The 21,629-nt window shown below is 73.4% G+C and carries 19 protein-coding genes; 3 read left to right on the top strand and 16 right to left on the bottom strand.

The window, feature by feature from the left end; all coding sequences use genetic code 11:
* Positions 1 to 294: 294 nt before the first annotated feature.
* The 3 genes from rutR to ACFE8Y_RS09310 all read right to left on the bottom strand — a co-directional run bounded on the left by rutR (position 295) and on the right by ACFE8Y_RS09310 (position 1,958).
* Complete coding sequence (gene rutR, locus ACFE8Y_RS09320; RefSeq protein WP_375464105.1) at positions 295 to 930, bottom strand: HTH-type transcriptional regulator RutR; 636 nt, start codon at positions 928 to 930, stop codon at positions 295 to 297.
* A gap of 211 nt (positions 931 to 1,141) precedes the next feature.
* Positions 1,142 to 1,411: a hypothetical protein gene (locus ACFE8Y_RS09315; protein WP_375464104.1), complete on the bottom strand. Its 270-nt coding sequence runs from the start codon at positions 1,409 to 1,411 to the stop codon at positions 1,142 to 1,144.
* Positions 1,412 to 1,553: 142 nt separating this feature from the next.
* Complete coding sequence (locus ACFE8Y_RS09310) at positions 1,554 to 1,958, bottom strand: hypothetical protein (protein ID WP_375464103.1); 405 nt, start codon at positions 1,956 to 1,958, stop codon at positions 1,554 to 1,556.
* Between the two features lie 585 nt (positions 1,959 to 2,543).
* Between ACFE8Y_RS09310 and ACFE8Y_RS09305 the strand changes: the two genes are divergently transcribed.
* Positions 2,544 to 3,365 (top strand): hypothetical protein, encoded by an 822-nt coding sequence (locus tag ACFE8Y_RS09305; protein ID WP_375464102.1) that lies wholly within the window; start codon positions 2,544 to 2,546, stop codon positions 3,363 to 3,365.
* A gap of 108 nt (positions 3,366 to 3,473) precedes the next feature.
* On the opposite strand, the gene ACFE8Y_RS09300 is transcribed toward ACFE8Y_RS09305, so the two are convergent.
* The 12 genes from ACFE8Y_RS09300 to ACFE8Y_RS09245 form a co-directional block, all read right to left on the bottom strand.
* Entirely contained in the window at positions 3,474 to 5,231 is a 1,758-nt protein-coding gene (locus tag ACFE8Y_RS09300; RefSeq protein WP_375464101.1) for a hypothetical protein, read from the bottom strand.
* A gap of 21 nt (positions 5,232 to 5,252) precedes the next feature.
* Entirely contained in the window at positions 5,253 to 6,155 is a 903-nt protein-coding gene (locus ACFE8Y_RS09295; protein WP_375464100.1) for a beta-xylosidase, read from the bottom strand.
* Positions 6,152 to 6,943: a TIGR04290 family methyltransferase gene (locus ACFE8Y_RS09290; RefSeq protein ID WP_375464099.1), complete on the bottom strand. Its 792-nt coding sequence runs from the start codon at positions 6,941 to 6,943 to the stop codon at positions 6,152 to 6,154. Before ACFE8Y_RS09290 ends, ACFE8Y_RS09295 begins: the two co-directional genes overlap by 4 nt.
* Positions 6,940 to 7,569: a histidine phosphatase family protein gene (locus ACFE8Y_RS09285; protein ID WP_375464098.1), complete on the bottom strand. Its 630-nt coding sequence runs from the start codon at positions 7,567 to 7,569 to the stop codon at positions 6,940 to 6,942. The genes ACFE8Y_RS09290 and ACFE8Y_RS09285 overlap by 4 nt, the downstream gene beginning before the upstream one ends.
* Positions 7,566 to 8,675, bottom strand: a complete 1,110-nt coding sequence (locus ACFE8Y_RS09280; protein ID WP_375464097.1) for an inositol-3-phosphate synthase — start codon at positions 8,673 to 8,675, stop codon at positions 7,566 to 7,568. Before ACFE8Y_RS09280 ends, ACFE8Y_RS09285 begins: the two co-directional genes overlap by 4 nt.
* Positions 8,676 to 8,788: 113 nt before the next feature.
* Complete coding sequence (locus ACFE8Y_RS09275) at positions 8,789 to 9,910, bottom strand: glycosyltransferase (protein WP_375464122.1); 1,122 nt, start codon at positions 9,908 to 9,910, stop codon at positions 8,789 to 8,791.
* Between the two features lie 2 nt (positions 9,911 to 9,912).
* Positions 9,913 to 11,004 carry a glycosyltransferase gene (locus ACFE8Y_RS09270; protein ID WP_375464096.1) on the bottom strand — a complete coding sequence of 364 codons (1,092 nt, stop codon included), beginning with the start codon at positions 11,002 to 11,004 and terminating at the stop codon, positions 9,913 to 9,915.
* Complete coding sequence (locus tag ACFE8Y_RS09265) at positions 11,001 to 12,113, bottom strand: glycosyltransferase (protein ID WP_375464095.1); 1,113 nt, start codon at positions 12,111 to 12,113, stop codon at positions 11,001 to 11,003. Before ACFE8Y_RS09265 ends, ACFE8Y_RS09270 begins: the two co-directional genes overlap by 4 nt.
* Complete coding sequence (locus ACFE8Y_RS09260; protein ID WP_375464094.1) at positions 12,110 to 13,201, bottom strand: glycosyltransferase family 4 protein; 1,092 nt, start codon at positions 13,199 to 13,201, stop codon at positions 12,110 to 12,112. The genes ACFE8Y_RS09265 and ACFE8Y_RS09260 overlap by 4 nt, the downstream gene beginning before the upstream one ends.
* Before the next feature lie 23 nt (positions 13,202 to 13,224).
* A complete protein-coding gene (locus ACFE8Y_RS09255) occupies positions 13,225 to 14,517 on the bottom strand; it encodes a TIGR04295 family B12-binding domain-containing radical SAM protein (protein ID WP_375464093.1) in 1,293 nt (430 codons plus the stop codon).
* Complete coding sequence (locus ACFE8Y_RS09250; RefSeq protein WP_375464092.1) at positions 14,514 to 15,617, bottom strand: SDR family NAD(P)-dependent oxidoreductase; 1,104 nt, start codon at positions 15,615 to 15,617, stop codon at positions 14,514 to 14,516. The genes ACFE8Y_RS09255 and ACFE8Y_RS09250 overlap by 4 nt, the downstream gene beginning before the upstream one ends.
* Positions 15,614 to 16,720, bottom strand: a complete 1,107-nt coding sequence (locus tag ACFE8Y_RS09245) for an NAD-dependent epimerase/dehydratase family protein (protein WP_375464091.1) — start codon at positions 16,718 to 16,720, stop codon at positions 15,614 to 15,616. The genes ACFE8Y_RS09250 and ACFE8Y_RS09245 overlap by 4 nt, the downstream gene beginning before the upstream one ends.
* A gap of 576 nt (positions 16,721 to 17,296) precedes the next feature.
* Between ACFE8Y_RS09245 and ACFE8Y_RS09240 the strand changes: the two genes are divergently transcribed.
* Positions 17,297 to 19,720 carry an MASE4 domain-containing protein gene (locus ACFE8Y_RS09240; protein ID WP_375464090.1) on the top strand — a complete coding sequence of 808 codons (2,424 nt, stop codon included), beginning with the start codon at positions 17,297 to 17,299 and terminating at the stop codon, positions 19,718 to 19,720.
* A gap of 328 nt (positions 19,721 to 20,048) precedes the next feature.
* Here ACFE8Y_RS09240 and ACFE8Y_RS09235 read toward each other — a convergent pair whose 3' ends face one another.
* Positions 20,049 to 20,303, bottom strand: coding sequence for a hypothetical protein (locus ACFE8Y_RS09235; RefSeq protein WP_375464089.1), 255 nt, complete (start codon positions 20,301 to 20,303; stop codon positions 20,049 to 20,051).
* A gap of 170 nt (positions 20,304 to 20,473) precedes the next feature.
* Here ACFE8Y_RS09235 and ACFE8Y_RS09230 point away from each other — a divergent pair, with 170 nt between their 5' ends.
* A complete protein-coding gene (locus tag ACFE8Y_RS09230) occupies positions 20,474 to 21,550 on the top strand; it encodes a YeiH family protein (RefSeq protein WP_375464088.1) in 1,077 nt (358 codons plus the stop codon).
* The last annotated feature ends 79 nt before the right edge of the window (positions 21,551 to 21,629 follow it).

The raw sequence follows: 21,629 nt of genomic DNA, 5'->3' as shown, positions 1-21,629 counted from the left end.
GCGGATTCGCTCATCGCTGCCTCGCATGCTGACACGACCCCCCGAAGGCGGCCGCGCGGACCCTGACGCCTGACGCCTGACGGACCGTTTCGATCGAACGGCGCCGAAAAGGTGCGACAGGCCTGTAAGATAGCGTTTCGGACCAAATGGTCAAACTTTCTATCGTGCGTCCTGTGGGAAACTCGCCCGTCTGCACAAACTCTCCGCCGATTGCGCAGGCGACGTGCCGTGCCTGCTCAAACCGGGAGCGGAGAGGCTGATCCCGCCGGCTGAACTCTCTGCCCGATTCGCGAATCACCGGAGGCCGAGGCCCGTGAGGATCAGGCGCTGCGTGCTCAGGACCGTCGCCTCGAAGAAGGCTTCGTCGCTGAGGCCGCGCCCCGTGATCGCGTCGACCTGCGTGGCGAAGTCGGCGTAGTGCTGGGTGATCGCCCAGATCGAGAAGATCAGGTGATGCGGATCGTGCGCGGCGATCCGCCCTTCGGCAATCCAGCCCCGCAGCACCGTGGCCTTCGCCTCGACGAGGCTGCGCAGGGGGCCTTCGAGTTCCGGGCGCAGGAGCCGCGCGCCCTGGACGATCTCCAGGCAGAACAGCCGCGAGGCCTGCGGCGCATCGCGCGAGAGCGTGATCTTCGTGCGGATGTAGCGCTTCAGGGCCTCGGCGGGCTCGCTGTCCGCATCGAGCGCCTGGAGCGGATCGAGCCAGACGTCGAGCACGCGCCGCAGGACGGCGACGTACAGGTCCTCCTTCGAGGGGAAGTAGTAGAGCAGGTTCGTCTTCGAGAGGCCGGCGCGCTCGGCGATCTGGTCGAGGCTCGCACCGTGCAGGCCGACCGTGGAGAACACGTCGAGCCCGGCGTCGAGGATGGCCTCGCGCCGCAGCGCACCGTCGCGCCGCTGCCGCCGCACCGCAACCTTGCCCTCGGCCACGCCGACTCCTCTCCGAGACGGGACCCAGCGAACCGACGGCGTCCCGCAGCCGTTCCTAGACGATTTCGGCGTTCGGCAAAGCGCGTCCCGACGCAACCGGGGGAATGACCCGTCATCGCCGTCGGACGCCTGGAGACGGGCAGCGCGTCGAGCGGGCGCCGGAAGGCGTGCGGCCATTCGGTCTTGAGGGTGCGCTTGGCCGGGCCGGGCCCTATCGCTCGCGACGATAGGGCTCGGCCTGCGGGCGCCGAACGCGCAGGCCACCGGCGCCGGGCGGTACGGCGATGGCTTGACCACTGCGCACGGCCTCGGCCGCGTTGCGCGGACCCGCGAGCCCCTCGGTCCCGCCCGGCGCCGTTGCCGGCGCGAGACCGGCCGGCGGCGTGGCGCCGGCGCCGCGGGCGAGGACAGGGCCGGTCCATCCGATCGCGGCCAGGACCATCCCGGACAGGATCGACGCTTTCCAAGGAGCCACGGGCATCACCTTCATCAGCTTCACGCACGACGAGGTAATGTCTGCGGCCGAGGGTTCCCATCGCCTGCCGCGTTGGGTCGCAGTCGCGCCGGGGCTTGGGCGATGCGGGCGCAGGTCGCGGCCCTGGACCGACACCGATCGATGCCGATCAGGCCAACGGCTCGGCCAGCCTCTCCCGATGCCGGTCGAGATCGTCCAGGAGAGCCGGCATGAAAGCTGACGCGGCGTCCAGGCCCTCGACCGCCCGCCTCAACCTGCCCAGGGCCTCGGCCTGAGCGTCGAGGCCGTCGATCGGCGTCAGGAAGGCCCAGATCGCCCGATCCGCCTCGCCGACGCAATCCTCGGAACCGAGAAGCGCGCGGAAGACCTGGAGGGTTTGATCGAGGGACGCCATGCCGCCGATAGGGTGCCGCCGACGCGTTCCGACATCCAGCCCGGCACCATGCCGCGACCGTCGCACATCCGCCTGGGCGCGGAGCGCGATGGGCGCTTCACGGCGCCGGTGCACGAGGCGCAGATGACGACCTAAGCAGGCTTGCGTGGCTTCGCCCACGAAAGCCTGCTTAGATCTCCTTGTCGTCGCATCATTTTCGACCGCGAACCGTGGGACACTTCGCGGCGATGATGCTTAGCGCTTCGATGCCTTCTGGAGGGCACGGACGTCACCGCCAGCCTCTACGCCTGCCCCAACGTGCGCACCCGGACGAGCGGGCGGATGCGCGTCGACCGCTAAACCCACCAAGCGCCCGTGGTGCGGCCCCGCCGAGCCCGGCGAACTCACCCACGCGCCCGCGAGCGCGCAGGCGAGGCTCAGGCCGAGACTGAGCGCGGCCACGGTGAACGGCCGCTCGATCGCCCGCTCCAGAGCCCCCTCCGGACTGCACGGGGTTCAGCAGCCTCGACACGAGGGCGAGGAGGTACACGGCCCGGGATCATGCGTTCGGGTGCTCCGGGCCGTCGGCCGCGATGGGGGCAACCGGCCCCGCGCCCCGGCGGCCTGCCGTACCCGCAAAGCCAAGCTGTCCCGCGGGGGGAGGTCGGCCGCCGGCCTGATCCGGTGCACGTCGGAACGTCGCGGACCGGAAACGACTTCCGATCGCATGAACGCCGACGCACGCACCCGGGCAGACTGACGCGCATGGTCCCGTTCACCTTCGGCATCGCCCTCGTGCCGCGTCGCCTTGCCCGGGACTGGGGACTGATCGAGGCGCTGCTGGACCTGACCCTGGGCTCGGTGCTGGCGCAGACCGATCCGGACTTCCGCGTCATCCTCGCCGGTCACGACCGTCCGCGCACGGTCATGGATGGCGACCCACGCCTGACCTTCCTGGAGGCCGACTGGCCGGTCGCCGACACCGGCCCGCACAACGACGACAGCGGGCGCAAGAAGCACGCCCTCAACGACCGTGTCCTGACGCGGGGCGGCGGCCTGCTCATGCTCCTCGACGCCGACGATTGGGTGGATCGCCGCCTCGTCGCGGCGGCGCGCGCCGGCATCGGCCCCGACGTGGTCGGGGGGCTGATCGAGGCCGGCTGCGTCACCGACTTCCAGTCCCTGCGAACGGCGCCCCTGCCGCATCCAGACATCTTCGCCGACGCGTTCCACCGGGTCTGCGGATCGAGCACGGTCGCCCTGCTTCGGCCCGGAGAGACCGATGCGCTGCGCCGCGATCCGTTCAGCGTCCTGCGCTCCCATCACCGCTGGGTGGAGGTTGCCCGAGAGCACGGCGTCCGGCTGGCGAGGCTGCCGGTGTCGGGCAACTACCTCGTCAACACCTCGGAGAACCATTCGGACCTCCACGGACCGCACCTCGCTTGGCGCCAAGCCTTCATCGCCGCCGTCGATCGGAACGGGCGCGACCTCGACGGCGTGCTCGCGGCACGCTTCGGACTGGATCTCGCCGGCGTGCGATCCGCCTCCCGCCGCTTCTTCCCGAACGCGTCGCGAAGGTGGGATTAGAGCATTGTCCGCCGGAGTGGCCTCCGGTTCGGCGTGAGAAAATGCGGCGCAGCAGAGAGATAGAGTGCGTTCCTCACGAAACGCCCGTTCGGTCAGGCACGGCCCGCGTCACGCGGGGTCCGCGGCGAGGGCGTGCGCCAAGCGCGCCGCGTAGCGGGCGACGGCCGAACCCAGGCGCGCGGCCTCGCCCGGGTCGGAGGCCGATGCGGCGGCCATGGTGTGCGCCCCGAGCTGGAAGGCGAGGTAGCAGGGGGTGAGGAGCGCCAGCAGGTGCGGGTCGACCGCTCGTCCGCCCGCCCGCGCGATCACCGCCGTCAGGCGTGCCAGCGCGGCGGGCGGGAGGGCGAGTTCCTCCGCGGCGCCCGCCACGTCCCAGGCGATGTCCCGGCAGCCGACGAGATCGTGCCCGGCATGGTGGTCGAGGGCGTCGCATTTCAGGAGCCGGCCGTCGGGCAGCACCAGCCACTCCCAGGGATGCAGGCGGCCGTCGATCTCGACGGGGCGCTCGCGCCGCGCCAGGGACGCGACGCGATCCGGCGTCCAGCGGTCGAGGGCGCGGGCCGCGTCGGACCCGAGGGCTTCGGCCGCGTTGTGGCGGGCCATCGCGACGAGGTCGGCGAGCGACGCGCCGTGCCCGGCCTCGCGTCCGAACGTCCGCGCGCGAAAGCCGAGGTAGCACCCGACCCGCTCGGCCAAGCGATCGGGCTCGATCGCGCCTCGGTCGAGCGGGCGCGCCTCGCCGACCCAGCGCTCGACGAGGAAGCCGTGCCGAAGACCCGCGGGCTCCGGCGTGAAGCCGGCGGCGTGGAGGGTGCGGGCACGCGCGAGCTTGCGCGCGGCCTCGCGCCCGAGACCGGCGAACTTGAGCAGCCAGACCTGCCCGCCCGCCCGCATGAGGAACTTGCGCCGCTCCTGACCCATGTTCACCGGCGGCCAGTCCGCCTCGGCGGCGTAGTGGTGCCGGCGCCAGCCGCCGCCGGAGACCTCCTCCAGCGGCGCCTCGGCCGGACCGATCAGGTCCGCCGCCCACGCGGCAAGACCCTGCCGCGGGGCGAGGACGATGTCCGCGAAGGGCGCGACGTGGCGGGCGAGCCGGTCCCAGCGGGCCCGGTGGCGCTCGCTCGCCCGAGGGCCCGGCGGGCCGCCGTGGCTCGGGAACAGCGCGAGGCGGGCCTCCGGCACGCCCATCGCTTCGAGGGCATCGGCCACGGCACCCAGCGAGCTGCCGGAGAGACCCGGCCCCTCGTCGGCGACGGCGAAGGCGGGCGGATCGCCGGCAACGAGGCGGGCGGTCAGGGCGTCGGCCAGCGCCAGCTCGCGCCGGAACGGGTGCCCGACCGGCCGGACCGTCGCCGGCGCCTCCGCGCCGAGCCCGGCGGCCACCATCGCCGCGAGCGGCGCGCCGATGCTGCGGATGCCGATTACCCGCGTCGCGGCGGGCAGGCCGGAGCGCATCGCGGCGAGCGCGTAGCCCTCGGGGTAGAGCGCGTAGAACGCGAAGCCCTCGGCCCACCGCGTGGTGATCGCGGCGGGAAGCGGCACCGCGTCGAGGCCGCGCAGGATGTCGGGGGACGGCACGTCGATCGCGAAGCCGCCCTGCCACGAGGCCCAGACCGCGCCGGCCACCTGCGTGAGCAGCCCCGCCGCCGCGTCCTGCGTCGCGGACGGCGCGTCCCGCCCGCGGGCGAGGAAGTCCGCGTCGGCGAGGCCCTGGAGCAGTTCCCCGGCCTCGACGAGGGCCGCCGCCAGGGCGCCGTGGCGCTGGATGCCCGGTGCCGCCGCCGCGGCCTCGCGAAGGGCGGCCGCGAGGCGGGCGATGGCCTCGCCCGGCGCGCCGGTCCGGGTGGTGTCGCCGTAGACGAGCACGCCGCGCGTTCCCGGTGCGGGTCAGGCGCCGGCCCGTCCCGGCGCGTAGCGGCGCACCATCGCGGCGCAGAACGCGGCGTACTCCGCCGGGTCGAGCGGCGCGCTGGAATGGTGGGGCGCGATGCCCCGGTGCTCGGGGGTGAAGCAGAACGTCACGGTCACGTCGAAGTCGGCCAGCGCCGCCATCTGCCGGTCGAACCAGGCCAGCGCGTCGGGGCGGAAGCTGTCGGCCCAGGACAGGCCGGTGCGCAGGTACGTCACGCCCAGCCGCTTCATCCAGGCCACGGCCTCGTCGAGGCGGTGGTCCTCGTAGTGGAACCACTGGCACAGGCCGAGCGCCGGCGTGTGCCGGGCGAACTCCTCGAGGGCGAGCTTCGGCGTGCCGTCCTGGCGCAGCAGGCCCATGTGGAAGTGGCGGTAGTAGGAGGAGCCCTCCGCCTCCCGGTGGCGGGTCGTCGCCTCCCATTCCCGCGGCAGGTCGTAGAGGCTGTACCAGTGGACGCGGGGCGCCGCGCCCGCGAGCAGCTCGGCGGTGCGCCTGACGCCCCAGAGCTGCACCTCCTCCGCCCCGAAGGTCGAGACGCCGACCTCGGAGACCCAGATCGGCAGGTCGGTGACCGCGCGGATCTCGGCGAGCTTGTCCGGCCAGTCGTGGATCTGCCAGAGGTTCCAATCCAGGGGAAAGCCGTGCACCGCCACCGCGTCGACGGCATCGAGCACGCCGGCCGCCGCCATGCGGCCGATGAACAGGGGGTCGATCGGCGAGATGCCCCCGAGCACCCGCGTCAGGGCCGGGTTCTCGGCGCGGATCGCCGCGCCCGCCGCCCGGGCCATCGCGCCGAAGCGCACCCATTCGGGGTCGATCTCGGGGTCCCAGTGCGACTTGTTGTTGGGCTCGTTCCAGAGCATCACCGCTTCGATCACGGGCCTTGTTCCTCGGCTGGCGGGAGGGGGCGGCCCGGCGGGGCCGGATGGACGGCCCCGGCGCCCTCGGGCCGCGGGCCGCAGCGGCAGACGTAGACCTCCTCCTCGGGGTGGTCCTCGATGCGGAAGCCGCTCGCCCGCAGCATCGCCTCGGTGCAGGCGCGGTTGGGCACCCACCAGTTGGTCGCATCGCCCGCGTAGCGGTGCTCGACGAAGTGCAGCCGCGGGTAGCCGGGCGCCGCGAAGTGATCCATGTCCCAGAAGTCGTAATCCTCGGCCACGGGCGCAACCTCGGGCACGCCGCGCTGCATCGACTGGAACACGAACACGTCCGCGGCGACGTAATCGCGGATCAGGTCGAGGGCCAGGAGCGGGTGGCGCAGGTGGTAGAGCACGCCCATGAACAGCACCACGTCGAAGCGCTCGGCCAGCGCTCCGACGTCGTAGACGGACAGCGCGCGGAACTCGATGTCCTGCCCCGTCCGCGCGGCGGCGAAGCGCGCCTGGGCGAGGTAGCGCTCATCCGAATCGATCCCGAGCACGCGAGCGGCGCCGCGCCGCTTCATCTCGATGCTGTAGAAGCCGCCGTTGCAGCCGATGTCGAGCACGCTCTTCCCGGTGAGGTCGGCGGGGAGCGCGCCGGCCAGCCGTCGCCACTTCACCCGCGGGTAGTCGCCGAGGAAGTGGTTCGGGGCGGTGGCCACGCCGTCGAGGTCGATGTTGTGGAACCAGTCGCCGAGCGCGTCGATCTGCCGACGCAGCGCGGCGCGCGCCTCGGGCTCGCTCATGGGGCGGGGCCTCCGCTGGCCGCGAGAGGGGATACCGCGCCCGACGCGGGGGCCGGCCGCTCGTTGAGGGCGGCGAGGCGTCCGCCGCCGGGCCAGAGGTCGAGGCTGCTCAGGGAGGCCGGGGCCACCTCCAGGCGGTCGTAGGCGTCGAGGGAGAGGCCGAGAATTGCGAGCAGCACGGCGCGGATCACGTCGCCGTGGCTCACCGCCACGCTCGTCCCCTCCAGCCGCGTCAGCAACTTCAGCGCCCGCGCGCCCGCCGCGGCCATGCCCTCGCCGCCGGGGGGCCGGGCGGTGGAGCGCTCGGCGTTCCAGGCCGTCCAGAGCGGGTCCCCCGCGAGGTCGGCGAAGCTTCGCCCGGTCCAGGCACCGAAGTCGATCTCGTCGAGTTCCGGCGCGACCGTGACCGGCAGGCCGAGGGCCTCGGCGATGGGTGCCGCCGTCTCCAGCGCCCGCTCGCGCGGGCTCGACAGCACCGCGGTCGCCCCCGAGCGCCGCAGCCGCGCGGCCAGCGCCGCGGCCTCGGCACGGCCCGCTTCGCTCAAGGAGACGCCCGGCATCCGCCCGCACAGGACGCTGCCGACCCGCGCATGCGCGGCGTGGCGCACGAGGTGGATGAGGCTCACGCCGCCCCCGCCGCGCCGGGCTCCTCCGGCTCGGGCTCGCCCGCGGCGAAGCGCTGCGTCCGCACGCGGGCCTCGGCGTCGGTGAACTGATGCGGGGGCGCCTTCATGAAGTAGCTCGACGGGCCGACGAGCGCGCCGCCGAGGCCGCGGTCGAGCCCGAGCCGGGCGCAGCGCACCGCGTCGATGACGATGCCGGCCGAGTTCGGCGAGTCCCACACCTCCAGCTTCAGCTCCATGCTCAGGGGCACGCCGCCGAAGGCGGTGCCCTCCAGCCGGATGTGCGCCCACTTGCGGTCGGTGAGCCAGGGCACGTGGTCGCTTGGGCCGACGTGGACGTCGTCCGGGTCGAGGGGCACGTCGAGCTGGCTCGTCACCGCGCGGGTCTTGGAGATCTTCTTCGATTCGAGGCGCTCGCGCTCGAGCATGTTCTTGAAGTCGGCGTTGCCGCCGAAGTTGAGCTGGTAGGTCCGGTCGAGGCGCACGCCGCGCTCGCGCATCAGGTTGGCCAGCACCCGGTGCACGATCGTGGCGCCGACCTGGCTCTTGATGTCGTCGCCGACGAGGGGCAGGCCGCGCGCTTCGAACCGCCTGCGCCACGCGGGATCGGAGGCGATGAAGACCGGGATGCAGTTGACCAGTGCGCAGCCCGCGTCGAGGGCGCAGGTGGCGTAGAACTCGGCAGCTTCCTGCGAGCCTACCGGCAGGTAGGAGACCAGCACCTGCGTGCCCGTCCGCTCCAGCTCCGCCGCGACCTCGACCACCGGGGCCTCGGATTCGGTGATGGTGTCGCGCAGGTAGCGGCCGAGCCCGTCGAGCGTCGGCCCGCGTTGCACGACGACGCCGCTCGGCGGGACCTCGGCGAAGCGGTGGGTGTTGTTGGGGGCCGCGAGAATCGCCTCGGAGAGGTCCCGCCCGACCTTCGCGGCGCTGATGTCGAAGGCCGAGACCACCTCCACGTCGCGGACGTGGTAGCCGCCGAGCTCGACGTTCATCAGTCCCGGCACCGCCTCGTCCGGACGGGCATCACGGTAATGGTGCAGGCCCTGCACGAAGGACGAGGCGCAGTTGCCGACCCCGACGAGGCCGACGCGGATCTTGGTCCGCATCACCGGGTTCCCGTGCGCGGCACTGGGCGGCCGGTCACGACGGCGTCAATCGGCAACGGCGTGATCCTCGATCCGTCGTGCCGTGCCGCTGTCGTCCGCCATCGCATCGCCCCTCACCGACCGGTCAACGCGGCCGCCGCCTCGGCAAGCCGGGAGCCGGCAGCAATGTTCCTGCGGCGGCCGTGCGCGTCGTGCAGGTGCATCTCCAGCTCCGCCGCCCGGTGCGCCGCGGTGTGGCCGGCCAGCACGCGCGCGCGCGCGGCGGCGGCGACGCGGCGGCGCTCCGCCTCGGGTTGCCCGCGCAGCACGGCGAGCACGTCGTCGGCTGCGTCGACGGGCAGGATTTCGGTGCCGGGGGCGAGCACCGTCTCCAGGCCCTCCCAACGATCGGTGAGGATCGGCGTGCCGCAGGCGGCGGCCTCGAACAGGCGCACGCTCGGGCTGTAGCCCGCCCGGATCATGTCGGCGCGGGTGACGTTCAGAGTGTAGCGGCTCGCCGCGTAGAAGTCCGGGTGCGCGGCGGGCGGCACGTGCTCGATGCGCGCGACGTTGTCCGGCCAGTCGATCTCGCGGGGGTATTGCGGGCCGGCGACCGCGAAGCGCAGGTGCGGCGCGCGGCGCGCGGGCTCGATGAGGAGCCGGTCCAGGGTCGGCTGCCGGTCGGGGCTGTAGGTGCCGAGGTAGGACAGATCCCAGCGCGTCTCCCGCGCCAGCGCCGGGTAGGCGTCGGGGTCCACCGAGCAGTAGAGCGGGCGCGCCGCGGGCGAGCCGTAGCGCGCCTCGATCAGGTCCAGCGTCGGCCCGCCGGTGAACGACAGGTAGAGGTCGTAGGCCGGGATCAGGGCCGGAGCGATGTACGCGTGGTCGCCGGCCGCGAGCTTGGCCAGCGTCACGGGCGTGTCGATGTCGTAGAAGGCGCAGACATGCTCCGTCCAGGCGCGGGCGCGCTCGCCGACCGCGACGCCGTCCGGCACGTAAGAGCCGACGATCACCGCGTCGGCCTCGGCGATCCGCGCGCGGAACCGGTCGAGGTCGGCGAGATCCGCGTAGAGCGCCAGCTCGCAGAAGCCGGGGTCGGGCAGGTCGCGGTGGGCGGCGTACCAGGGCACGTCGCGCTCCAGGAACAGGACCGCGTGCCCGCGGGCGGCGAGCGCCCGGAGCAGGGCGCGGTAGGTGGTGGCGTGGCCGTTGCCCCAGGACGAGGACAGGCTGAGGCCGAGGACGACGAGGCGCATGCTCACGCGCCCCGTCCGCGCTTGCGCGCGGCGGCGTCCCGCAGGATCGCGTCGACCTGGGCGCCGCGGTGGGCGTAGGTGTGCTCGCGGGTGATCCGGTCGCGTGCCGCCGCGCCGATGGCGCGCGCCCGCTCCGGGGTCAGCGCAGCGAGGTGGCCGGCCACGTCCTGCCCGTCGCGGGCGACCAGCACCTCCTCGCCCTCCCTCAGGAACAGGTCGAGGCCCGCCCAGGCGTCGGTGACGAGGCAGGCGCCGGCGCCGGCCGCCTCGAACACGCGGGTCGCGGGCGAGTAGCCCACCGCCGCCATGCTGTCGCGGGCGATGTTGAGGACGGCCAGCGGCGTGGTGTTGAAGGCGTTGTGCTCGCGCGTGTAGACGTGGCCGAGGTGGCGCACGTTCCCGGGCATGCCCTTGTCCGCCCAGCCGCTGCCGCCGATGAGGAAGGCGCGCTGCGGCAACCGCGCGGCGGCGTCGAGGAAGAACGTCTCCACCCGCGCCTCCCGGTCCGGCAGGCGGTTGCCGAGGAAGGCGAGGTCGGCGGCAAAGCGCGGCTCGCCCGGGACCGGGTGGTGGGTCTCGGGATCGAGCGCGTTGTAGACCGGGATGCAGACGGTGGCGCCGAACCCTTCGTAGGCGGCGACCACCGGCGGCCCGCCGCCGTAGGTGAGGACGAGGTCGAGCATGGGCAACGTCCGGCGCAGGGCGTGGTCCGGGTTCGCGGCGAGTTCTGCCAACGTCGCCGGCGCGTCGACGTCCCAGAAGATGCGGATCGCGTCCGGGCGCGATGCGGCCATCACGCCTTCCAGCAGTTCGTCATCGAAGACGCCGACGCCGCTCGCCTTCACCACCACGTCGGCCGCCGCCGCCTCGGCCGCGACCGCGCGCATCGCGTCCGGCGTCGCCGGGTAGACCCGCACCTCGGCCCAGGGCGGCGGGTCGATGTCGCGGTGCTTCTGCCGGTCGTAGGCGTCGGGCTCGTAGAAGGTGATCGTGTGCCCGCGCCCGGCGAGGTCGCGCAGCATGCCGCGGTAGTAGGTGGCGGCCCCGTTCCAGTAGGAGGACAGCAGGCTCGATCCGTAGAACGCGATCTTCACGCGGCGCGCTCCGGCGTGGTACGCGCGCGCAGCCGCGCGGCGATGGCGAGGAGTTCGTCGGCGCGGTGGCGGCAGGTGTGGCGGGCCTCGATCGTCGCCAGCCCGCTGGCGACCAGGGCCCGGCGCAGGTTGGGGTCGCCGCGCAGCGCGCACAGGTGCCGCTCCATGTCCGGGCCGCTTCCCGCGACGAGGTAGTCGGTGCCGGGGGAGAACAGGCCCTCGGCATCGTGCCAGGGGGCGCTGACCAGGGGAATGCCGCAGGCCAGCGCCTCGAAGACGCGGATCGTCGGGATGCCGGGCAGTCGCTCCACGTAGAAGCGCCGCGGCACGTGCACGGTGGCCACGTGCCGGGCGAACAGGGCCGGAGCACCGGCATTCGGCGCCCAGCCGTGGTAGCGCGCGCCGTGATGGGCGAGCGTCGCCAGCGCGGCGCTCGGATAGCGCACGCCGTAGATGTCCAGCGGCAGGCCCACGGCCTGCGCCGGGCCGAACAGGTAGGTCTCCAGCTCGGCGCCGCGCTCGTCGTCGCCCCAGTTGCCGATCCAGATCAGCCCGCGCCGCTCGCTCTCCTCCGCAGGCGGCCGGAACAGGCGCGTGTCGGCGGCCTCGTGCCAGACGAAGACGCGCTCGCCCCAGCCCCAGCCGCGGTAGACCTCGGCCAGGGTCTCCCCGAAGGCGAGCACCCCGTCGTAGCCGGACAGGTCGTAGCGGGCCATCGCGTCGGGCTCGCTCACCGCCCGGTGGTGGGTGTCGTGGAACAGGAGGGTGTGGCGCGCGCCGCGCTTGCGCGCCGTGCCGAGCGCCGCGACGAGGGCGGGCTCGTTCCACTCGTGCACGATGACGAGGTCGGCCCCCGCCACCCGGTCCACCACCGGCTCGACCGCGTCGTAGATCGTGGCCTCAAGCTCCGGGTAGGCCGCGCGGAAGGCCGACAATCCGCCCTCGCCGTGGTCGCGCAGGAGGTTCTCCAGGCTCCAGGCGCCGCGCGGCTCGAAGGCCTCGACACCGTGCCCGGCCAGCGCCAGCTCGCGCAGCAGCCCGCGCAGGAAGTGCGCGTTGCCGTGGTTCCAGCACGAGGCGAGGGAGTGGGCGAGGTAGGCGATCCTCACGCGGCGGCCCCGCCGATCGCCGCGGACCCGCGCCCGGCGCGCACCGCGTCGAACGCGCGCAGGATGCCCGCGACCATCGCGTCAGCGCCGTAGCGGGCCGCGCGGGTGCGGGCCGCCTCGCCGAGGATCGCGCGCCGGCCGGCATCCGCGGCCAGGGCGTCGAGGTCGCGGGCGACCGCCGCCGCGTCGGCGGGATCGACGAACACCGCCGCGCCCTGCCACAGCTCGCGGAACGTCGGCAGGTCCGAGAGGACGAGGGCGCAGCCGGCCTGCGCCGCCTCCAGCACCGCGAGGCCGAAGGGCTCGTAGCGGGCAAGCGACACGAAGACCGGGCGCTCGTTGAGTTGCGCAGCGATGCCCGCCTCGTCGAGCCGCCCCAGCAGGGCGAGATGGGGCGCCGCGATCCGCTCGCCGTTCGGCCCCTCGACGCCACCGGCGGCGCGCACCGGCACAGTGGCGAGGGCGGCGGCGGCATCGAGGGCCGCGAGGTTCTTGGCCCGGTCCCACAGCCGCCCGGCCGTGAAGGCGAAGGGCGCGGCGCCGGCCGCCGCGGGAAGCTGCGCGGGCCGGCGGCCGTTGTGCACGACGGTCGGCGGCCGGAACAGGCCGTAGGCGTCGGCGGTGGCCGCGGCGTGGGCGGCGCTGGGGCTGAGCAGCGCGTCGGCGCGCGCGCAGCCGCGGGCCGCGAGGTCGCGCCGCCACGCGAGGTCGGCGGGCAGCGGCCCGGATTCGAGCGCTGCCCACCACGTCGCGACGCAGGAGTGGCAGACGGCGACGACGGGCACGGTGAAGCCGCCCGCCGCAGCGAAAGCCGGGCTGTGGATATGGACAAGGTCGGCGCCGACCGCGCGGGCGATGCCGGAGAGCGCCGCACCCGCCGCGAGCACCGCGCCGGGCGTCTCCGCCAGCCAGTCGAGGGGCAATCCCGTCGCGAGCAGGCGACAGCCCGCGGCGGCGGCCCGCGCGCCCTGCGCTTCCGAGGCCGGCGGTCCCAGCAGCGCCAGCGTCACCGCGACGCCCTCGCGGCTCAAACCTTCCGCGAGGTCGACCGCGTAGGACCAGACGCCCCCGACCGCGTCCGTTGTCATCAGGACGCGGAGGCGCCCCCCGCTCACGCCCGTCCGCATGCCAGTTCCAGTTCGCGCAGCGGCAGCGGACGCTCGGCCTGGATCTCGCTGAGCTGATCGAACTGGCCGAGGTAGTGCGCATGCGCCCGCTCCCAGGCTTGGTCGTCGGGCTCGCCCCAGAGATGACGGTAGTCGGGCGAGCTCGGATAGGGGTAGAGCGGAACGGGGTCGTTGGCCCACACGCCGTGCCCGCGCAGGCGCTCGCGCCACGCCGCCACCAGGGCGGGATCGTCGCCCGCGACCTTGATGAGGTTGGCCTGCACGAACGGCACCGTGCGCCTTGCATGGATCAGCCGCTCGGCAAGCTCGTCCGTGGTCGCGCGGCACTTCTTGTCCAGGGCCGCGCGGCCCTCGACGGTCAGGCTCTCGACGCCCGCCTCGATGGAGACGCAGCCGGCCGCGCCCAGCAGGTCGAGCATGTCCGGCTTCCACAGGTCGATCCGGGTCTGGATGCCGAAGCGCACGTCGCGCGCGACCAGTGCCTCCAGGAGCGGCTTCTGCGGCAGGAAGATCTCGTCGATGAAGTAGACGTAGGTGACCCCTTGCGCGATCAGCCCATCGATCTCGGCGAGCACGGGGGCGAGGTCGCGCCGCCGGTAGCCATCGCGAAAATCGAGCTTCGCGCAGAAGCTGCAGGTGTAGGGGCAGCCGCGCGAGGCCTCGACTTCGGCGCCGGGGCCGTCGGGCGCCCGGTCGAAGCGGTGGTGATGGTGGGCGTGGCGCGCGATCCAGGCGTCGGGCCAGCGTAGCGCCGGCAGGTCGATGAAGCGGCTCGCGTGCGGACCGCCCGTGACCACGATCCCGCCCTCTCCCCGGTAGGCGATGGCGGGCACGGTCCGCAGGTCGTCGGCCCCGGCCAGCGCCAGGACGGTCTCCTCGCACTCGCCCCGCACGACCGCGTCGCAGCCGAGCTTCTCCAGGGTCGGCCGAGGCGTCGCCGAGCCGTGCGGCCCCACCGCGACGGTCCGGCCGCCGCGCGCCCCGAGCGCGTCGAGGAAGGCGCGCGGCACCCGCAGCTCCGGGGGGGCGCAGCGCCAGAACAGGTAGGTCGGCGCGGTCGCGACCACGGTCATGTCCGGCGCGAACGCCGCGACCTGCTCGGCCGCCTCGGCGTGGGTGAGGCCGCACAGGTGCGCGTCGAGCATCAGCACCTCGTGGCCGGCGGCTTCGAGGAGCGCGCGCGCGTAGCCGAATTCCAGCGGCAGGTGCGGCTCGCGGCAGCCGAAGTAGATGCTGTGGCGGTAGTCCCAGGCCGGGTTGACGAGGGCGGTCCTCACTCCGCCGCTCCCATCAGGCGCGCGCCGTCGGACCCGAGGCCGGCCGGCAGGGTCAGGCCGCGGGCCTCGGCGAGCCACGCGGCGAGGTCGGCCACGCCGGTCCGCCACGGCATCCGCGGCGGCAGCCCCAGGGCGGCCGCGGCCCGGCGCATGTCGGAGACGTAGTAGCGCTGGTCGCCGGCCCGCCAATCCGCGAAGCGCAGGTCGATCGGACGGTCCGCCAGGGCCTCGATGAAGGCCAGCACGTGGCGCAGGCTCACGGCGTTCTCCGGGCCGCCGCCGAGGTTGAACGCCCGGCCCCGGACCTGCCCGATCCGCTCCCAGGCCGCGCGGTAGGCGGCCACCGCGTCCGAGACGTGGAGGATGTCGCGCACCTGCCGCCCGTCGCCGTAGATGCTGATCGGCCGACCCTCCAGGGCGCTGATCAGGAAGTGGGCCACCCAGCCCTGATCCTCGGTCCCCATCTGACGGGGGCCGTAGACGCAGCTCATCCGCATCACCGCGGCCGGGATGCCGTAGCTGCGCGCGTAGTCGAGCACGTACTGGTCGGCGGCACCCTTCGAGCAGCCGTAGGGCGTGTGGAAGTCCAGCGGCCGGTCCTCGCCGACGCCGTGGGCGCGCAGCTCGGGGTCGCTCGGCACGTAGGCGTCGGCCGTGGCGGCAAGCGGCATGTCCGGGAGGTTGCCGTAGACCTTGTTGGTCGAGGCGAAGAGCAGCGGCACCGGGGCCCCGCGCCGCCGCAGCGCCTCCAGCACGTTGAGGGTGCCGCCGAGGTTGACCGTGAAATCCTCCATCGGCGCGACGAGGCTCGTCGTCACCGCGACCTGGGCGGCGAGGTGGAACACCGCGTCCGCGTCGGCGACGCAGTCCGCGATCCGGTCGGCGTCGCGGATGTCGGCGACGACGGCGCTCACCCGGTCCGGATGGCGCGCGCGCAGCCAGGACAGGTTTTCCGCGACGCCGGGGCGGGTCAGCGCGTCGTAGACGACGACGCGGTGCCCGTCGCCCGCGAGGCGGTCGGCGAGGTTGGAGCCGATGAAGCCCGCGCCGCCCGTGATCAGGACGGTCCGCGGCGCCCGCGCTGCGTCGGGTTCCCTCACGCGACGAGGCCCCGGGCTTCGAGTTCGCCGCAGGCCTCGGTCACGCGGTCGACCGCCTCCTGGTCCGCCACCCAGGCGGCGAGTTCAGCCACCCCTTCCGCGAAGTCGCGCCGCGGCCGGTAGCCGAGTTCGCGCCGGATCTTGTCGATGTCGGCGATGCAGTGGCGGATGTCGCCGGTGCGGGCCTTGCCCGCGACCTCCGGCTCCAGGCCGGGCCGGCCCATCGCGCGGGCCAGGATCTGCGCCACCTCGCGGACGGAGCGGTCCTGCCCGCTGCCGACGTTGTAGACGTTGCCCGCGGCCGCCGGGTGCTCCAGCGCCAGCACGAAGGCCTCGGCCACGTCCTCGACGTGGACGAAGTCGCGGCGCTGCTCGCCGTCCTCGAAGATCATCGGCGGCTGCCCGTTGTGAATCCGCGAGGCGAAGATCGCGAGCACGCCGGTGTAGGGGTTGGAGAGGGCTTGGCCCGGGCCGTAGGCGTTCCACAGGCGCAGCGCCACGCCCTCCATGCCGTAGACCGGGCTGAGGGTCAGCGTCAGGCGCTCCTGCACGTACTTCGTCAGGGCGTAGACTGAGGCGAGCGTCGGCGCCTTCCACTCGGGCGTCGGCACCGGGACCAGGGCTTGGCCGCCCGCGTCCACCGGGTCCCACGGCTCGCCAAGCCTGCGGACCTTGCGCACCGCGTCCTGGACGATCGTGCCGTCGGCCGCCCGGTAGAGCCCCTCACCGTAGATGCTCATGGAGGAGGCGACGACGACCCGGCGCACCGGCCGCTCGATGAGCCCCTGGAACAGCGCGGCGGTGCCGCAATCGTTGACCGAGACGTAGCGCTCGACCGCGTACATGCTCTGGCCGACGCCGACCTCGGCGGCGAGGTGAACGACGGCATGGACCCCGCGTAGCGCCCGGGCGATGGCCGCGCCGTCGCGCACGTCGCCCTCGATGAACTCGATCTCCGGGTCGAAGCGGGGTCGCCCGGTCCCGTGCACCTGCTCGATCAGGCTGTCGAGGACCCGCACCCGGTAGCCGCGCCGCAGGAGCGCCGCCGTGAGGTGCGTACCGATGAACCCCGCCCCTCCGGTAACAAGAACCGTCTCGCTCAAGTCGCTGATCCCCCTCGCGGGCCGGGCCCGTGCGTCGCGGTCGTCCATCTACCTCGGGGACACAGCTAAGTTCCGGGCGCTGCGTCGGGCAAGCGGGGATGGGAGCGTCCGCGCGCCGTGCCGCCGCAGGCGCAGCCCCGTTCGCGGTCGCCGAATGGCCCGCCCGCACGGGCCGCGCACCTCACGCGAGCCACTCGCGACGAGGCAGAGGTCCGCAAGGCAAGGTGCCCCGGTCGTGCCCCGCCCAGTGCGTCTCGGCTGCCCGAGCACCCCGCACCACTTCCCGCGGCTATCCCGGGCGACGATCCTACCCTGAGGCCGGCCGACGCGTTGCGCCGCGTCGCCGGGACGGCAAGGACGCCCGCGTACGCGCAACGTGCCGGCGTTGCGCAGCGGCGTTCCTGCCGGGTTCGGAACCGAAATGCCATAGGTGTTCGAAAAACACGGACGCATCCCGACCCGGGCCGCCGCGCGGCCGGGGAAACCGATAGGCCCTCATCCGGTGTGGTGGTAGGCTTCCCGCGCCTTGCCGGACTCACCCATCGGCCCCGGATTCGCACGGTCGGGAGTTCCCCCTTGCACGATGACGTCCATACGCCCGGCCTCGCCACCTTCGCGACGGCGGCCCCGGGCCCCGGCCAGCGCCGCTTCGCGGCCCTCGTCTGCCTCGCCTTCGCCGTGCTCTCCCTCGCGCTGCTGCCGATCGTCGCCCGGCCGATGGCGCCGATGCCGGGCTTCATCCCGAGCTACCAAGCCGCGCTCATCGCGGTCTACGCCGTCACCACCGCCCTGTTCTTCGCGCAGTACCGGCGCACCCGCTCGGTGCCCCTGCTCGTCCTGGCCGCCGGAAGCCTCTACGTCACCCTGATCGTCGCCGTGCAGCTACTGACCTTCCCGAACGTGTTCGGAACCGGGCGCATCCTCGGCTCCGGTCCGGCGACGACGACGTGGCTCTGGACCCTCTGGCACCTCGGCCCGCCGCTCTTCGCGCTGCCGTACGCGATCATGGAGGGCGACGGCCGCGCGCGGCACGTTCCCGCCGAGAAGGTTTCATCGGTCGGCGTCATGGCCGCCGCCGCGGTCGTCGGCGGCGTCGCAATCCTCACCGTGGGCGTCGTCGCCTGCGTGGACTTCCTGCCGACGAGCGCCGACGGGGACAGCTACTGGCCGCTCACCACCTCGGGCGTCGGACCCGTCGTCGCCGTCCTCACCCTCGCAGCCCTGGCGACGCTGTGCTGGACGACGCGCCTGCGCAGCGTGCTCCAGCTCTGGCTCGCCGTGTCCCTGGTCCTGCTCCTGCTCGACAACCTCGTCACCCTGCCCGGGGCGGCGCGCGGGACGGTCGGATGGTTCGCCGGCCGCCTCGAGGCGCTGGTCGCCGGCATCATCGTGCTCTGCGTGTACCTGCGCGAGGTCGACGTGCTGTATGGCCGCGCCGAGCGCACCTCCGCCGAGCGCGAGCGTCAGCGCTCCGAGCTCCAGCTCGCACGCGACAACCTCGCCATCGCGCTCGATGCCGCGGACATGGGCGACTGGGAACTCGACCTCGCGGCCGGAACGTCGCGCCGCACGCTCCGGCACGACCGGATCTTCGGCTACGAGACCCTGCAGCCGCGATGGGGACAGTCCGAGTTCCTGGCGCACGTCCTGCCCGAGGACCGGACCGAGGCCGGGGCCGCGTTCGAGCGGGCCGCGGCCACCGGCCGGCTCGACCTGCAGTGCCGCATCGTGCGCGCCGGCGACGGGGCGACGCGCTGGGTCGCGGTGCAGGGCAAGGCGTACCGCGACGGCGCGGGCCGGGCGACCGGCATGGCCGGCATCGTCATGGACACGACCGCGCGGCACGAGGCGGACGAGCGCCTGAGCCAAGCCCAGAAGATGGAGGCCATCGGCCAGCTCACCGGCGGCGTGGCGCACGACTTCAACAACCTGCTCACCATCATCGTCGGCAACCTCGACATGATCGTGCGGCGGCCGGACAACGCCCAGCGCGTCGAGCGCCTCGCCACCTCGGCGATGACCGCCGCGCGGCGCGGCGCCGAGGTGACCGAGAAGCTGCTCTCGTTCTCGCGCCGGCAGGTGCTCCGGCCGGAAACGGTCAACCCGAACCGCCTGCTCAAGGATTTCCGGACGCTGCTCGAGCGCGCGGTCGGCGAGACCGTCGCCGTGGCGTTCGACCTCGATGCAGGACTCGACCCGGTCCGGCTCGATCCGGGCCAGTTCGAGAGCGCGATCCTCAACCTCGCGGTCAACGCCCGCGACGCGATGCCGTCCGGCGGCCGGCTCACGATCCGCACCGAGAACCTCAGGCTGACGGCGGACGACCGGACGGCGTCCCCCGACCTCGTTCCGGGCGATTACGTCCACGTCTCGGTGACCGACACCGGGCTCGGCATGGATGCGGCGACCGCCGCACGCGCCTTCGAGCCGTTCTTCACCACCAAGGACGTGGGCAAGGGCACCGGGCTCGGCCTGTCCCAGGTCTACGGCTTCGCCCGTCAGGGGGGCGGCCACGTCGTCCTGAGAAGCGAGGGCGGGATCGGGACCACGGTCTCGATCTACCTGCCGCACTCGACGGAGACCCCGGCCCCGGCCCGGCCCGAGGGTCCGATGCCGCTGCGCCGCGCCGCCGACGGCGAGGTGATCCTCGTGGTGGAGGACGAGCCGGCGGTCCTCGACATGGCGGTCGAGAGCCTGGGCGAACTCGGCTACCGCACCCTGACCGCGACGCACGCGGCCGAGGCCCTCGACCGTCTCAAGGGGTCGGAGCGGGTCGACATCCTGTTCTCCGACGTGGTGATGCCGGGCGGGATGAACGGGGTGCAGCTCTCGGTCGAGGCGCGCCGCATCCGGCCGGGCCTGAGGGTGCTGCTCGCCTCCGGCTACACCGCCTCGGCACTCGGCGACCAGGGCGTGCCGGCCGACCTGCCGCTCCTGAGCAAGCCCTACCGGCGCGAGGATCTGGCGGACAAGCTCCGCGTCGTCATGGGACGCCGCTGATCGCGGTGCCGGACGCGGTGGTTCGGGCCGAGCGGACGCCCTGGTAAGACCTTGCCCATCCGAATGGGCTGGGATGACGTCCGTTCCCTTCAGGGAAGAGCTTCGGGGCGCTGGGCACGTCGCTCCTAGAGCATTTTCCGCCGAAGTGGCCTCCGGTTCGGCGTGAGAAAATGCGGCACAGTAAAGAGTTAGAGCGTTTTCCGTGATCCAAGGATCATGGAAAACGCTCTAGATCTGCACGTGGCTCGGGCAGCGGCGTAGGTCAGGCACCGCTCCGCAAGTTCGGCAAGCCGTGCGGGATGCGGTCACTACCCGAAGCGTCGTGCACCTACCGAAGCGTCGTGACCGGCGCGGCGACGACGGCTGCGGCGGCCTCGGCGAGGATCGGCTGAGCCGGCCGGTCCGCAAGGTAGACCCGTCCCGCTACGAACAGCAGCGCGAGCACCCAGAAGGCGACCGCCGCCCGTCGCGTCTCGGCGTAGCCCGCGCGCTCAACCGGCAGGCCTGGGCAGGTCTGGCCCGCGGCCAACGGCTCGCCGAAGGGATCGAAGGCCTGCGGATGCGCATCGGAGACGTGACTCATGATTGAAGATCTCGCGCTTGGTCCGACTTCGATCAAGGGTTGCGTCTTTCGAACTCCGGGTGCTCTGGAGGGACTTCTTCTTCCGTCGCGGTCGCGCGTAGAAGTCCGTTCCAGCGATGCGCGGGCCGCCCGGAAAGATGCGCGGGCCGCCCGGAAACATGACGCCTGAGATGTCCAAGACGCCGGTTCCTCCGCGCCTGCGGGACCCGGCCCGCGCGGGGGCCGGACCAGCCTCCGTGCTGCCGGGTGTGCTGGTCTGCCTCGCGATCACCGGTGTCGCCGTGGCGGTCCAGGCGGTCGAGGAACGGGGGCTGGGCCACCCCTACGTCGAGGCCCTGGTCGTGGCCATCCTGCTCGGCATCGCGCTGCGCAGCGCCTGGACCCCCGGGGCGCGCTTCCAGGCCGGCATCGCCTTCAGCGCCAAGCAGGTGCTCGAACTCGCCGTCACCCTGCTCGGCGCCTCGCTCAGCCTCGGCGCGATCCTGGCCTCCGGACCGGCGCTGCTGGCCGGCATCGTCGCCACCGTGATCCTGACCATCGCCGCCAGCTACGGCCTGTGCCGGATGCTCAAGCTTCCCGCCCGCATGGCCATCCTGGTGGCCTGCGGCAACGCCATCTGCGGCAACTCGGCGATCGCTGCGGTCGCTCCCGTCATCGGGGCGCAGGCCAGGGACGTCGCCGCCGCGATCGCCTTCACCGCGGTGCTCGGCGTGCTGATGGTGCTCGGCCTGCCCCTGTTCGTGCCGCTGGCGGGCCTGTCCGAGACCCAGTACGGCGTGCTGGCCGGGCTCACCGTCTACGCCGTGCCGCAGGTGCTGGCCGCCACCGTGCCGGTGGGGCTCGTCAGCACCCAGGTCGGCACCCTGGTCAAGCTCGTGCGCGTGCTGATGCTCGGACCCGTGGTGCTGGCGTTCGCGCTGCTGGCCCGCCGGCTGCCCGCCGAGGGCGCCGGTCCTGCGCCGCCTGTGCCGCGGCCGCGCCTCACCCAGCTCGTGCCCGGGTTCATCCTCGGCTTCCTGGCACTCGCCGGCCTGCGCGCGCTCGGACTGATTCCGGACGCGGCCGCAGGCCCCTTGAGCCGGCTTGCCGGCCTGCTGACCGTCGTCGCCATGGCAGCGCTGGGCTTAGGGGTCGACGTGCGCGTGCTCGCCCGGGTCGGGGGCCGCGTCACCGCCGCCGTCACCGGATCGCTCCTCGTCCTCGTCGCCGTCAGCCTCGCCCTCATCAAGGGCCTCCACATCGCCTGATCCCGGCAGGCGCGCGGGGACGCGACCGCATCGGCCACGGGCTCCAGCCGCGAACCGTCCCGCTCTGAAGCGCTGTCAG

Origin of the sequence: uncultured Methylobacterium sp., assembly GCF_964242245.1 — a bacterium.
Taxonomy (GTDB): Bacteria; Pseudomonadota; Alphaproteobacteria; order Rhizobiales; family Beijerinckiaceae; genus Methylobacterium.
The sequence above is the reverse complement of the archived record's forward strand: the minus strand, read 5'-3'. Positions and strand labels throughout refer to the sequence as shown.

Coding starts and splice junctions, on each gene's coding strand:
- ACFE8Y_RS09305 (WP_375464102.1), top strand. CDS start 2,544: ATGGTCCCGTTCACCTTCGGCATCGCCCTCGTGCCGCGTCGCCTTGCC.
- ACFE8Y_RS09260 (WP_375464094.1), bottom strand. CDS start 13,201: ATGACAACGGACGCGGTCGGGGGCGTCTGGTCCTACGCGGTCGACCTC.
- ACFE8Y_RS09280 (WP_375464097.1), bottom strand. CDS start 8,675: ATGCGGACCAAGATCCGCGTCGGCCTCGTCGGGGTCGGCAACTGCGCC.
- ACFE8Y_RS09275 (WP_375464122.1), bottom strand. CDS start 9,910: ATGCGCCTCGTCGTCCTCGGCCTCAGCCTGTCCTCGTCCTGGGGCAAC.
- ACFE8Y_RS09290 (WP_375464099.1), bottom strand. CDS start 6,943: ATGAGCGAGCCCGAGGCGCGCGCCGCGCTGCGTCGGCAGATCGACGCG.
- ACFE8Y_RS09230 (WP_375464088.1), top strand. CDS start 20,474: ATGTCCAAGACGCCGGTTCCTCCGCGCCTGCGGGACCCGGCCCGCGCG.
- ACFE8Y_RS09315 (WP_375464104.1), bottom strand. CDS start 1,411: ATGCCCGTGGCTCCTTGGAAAGCGTCGATCCTGTCCGGGATGGTCCTG.
- ACFE8Y_RS09235 (WP_375464089.1), bottom strand. CDS start 20,303: ATGAGTCACGTCTCCGATGCGCATCCGCAGGCCTTCGATCCCTTCGGC.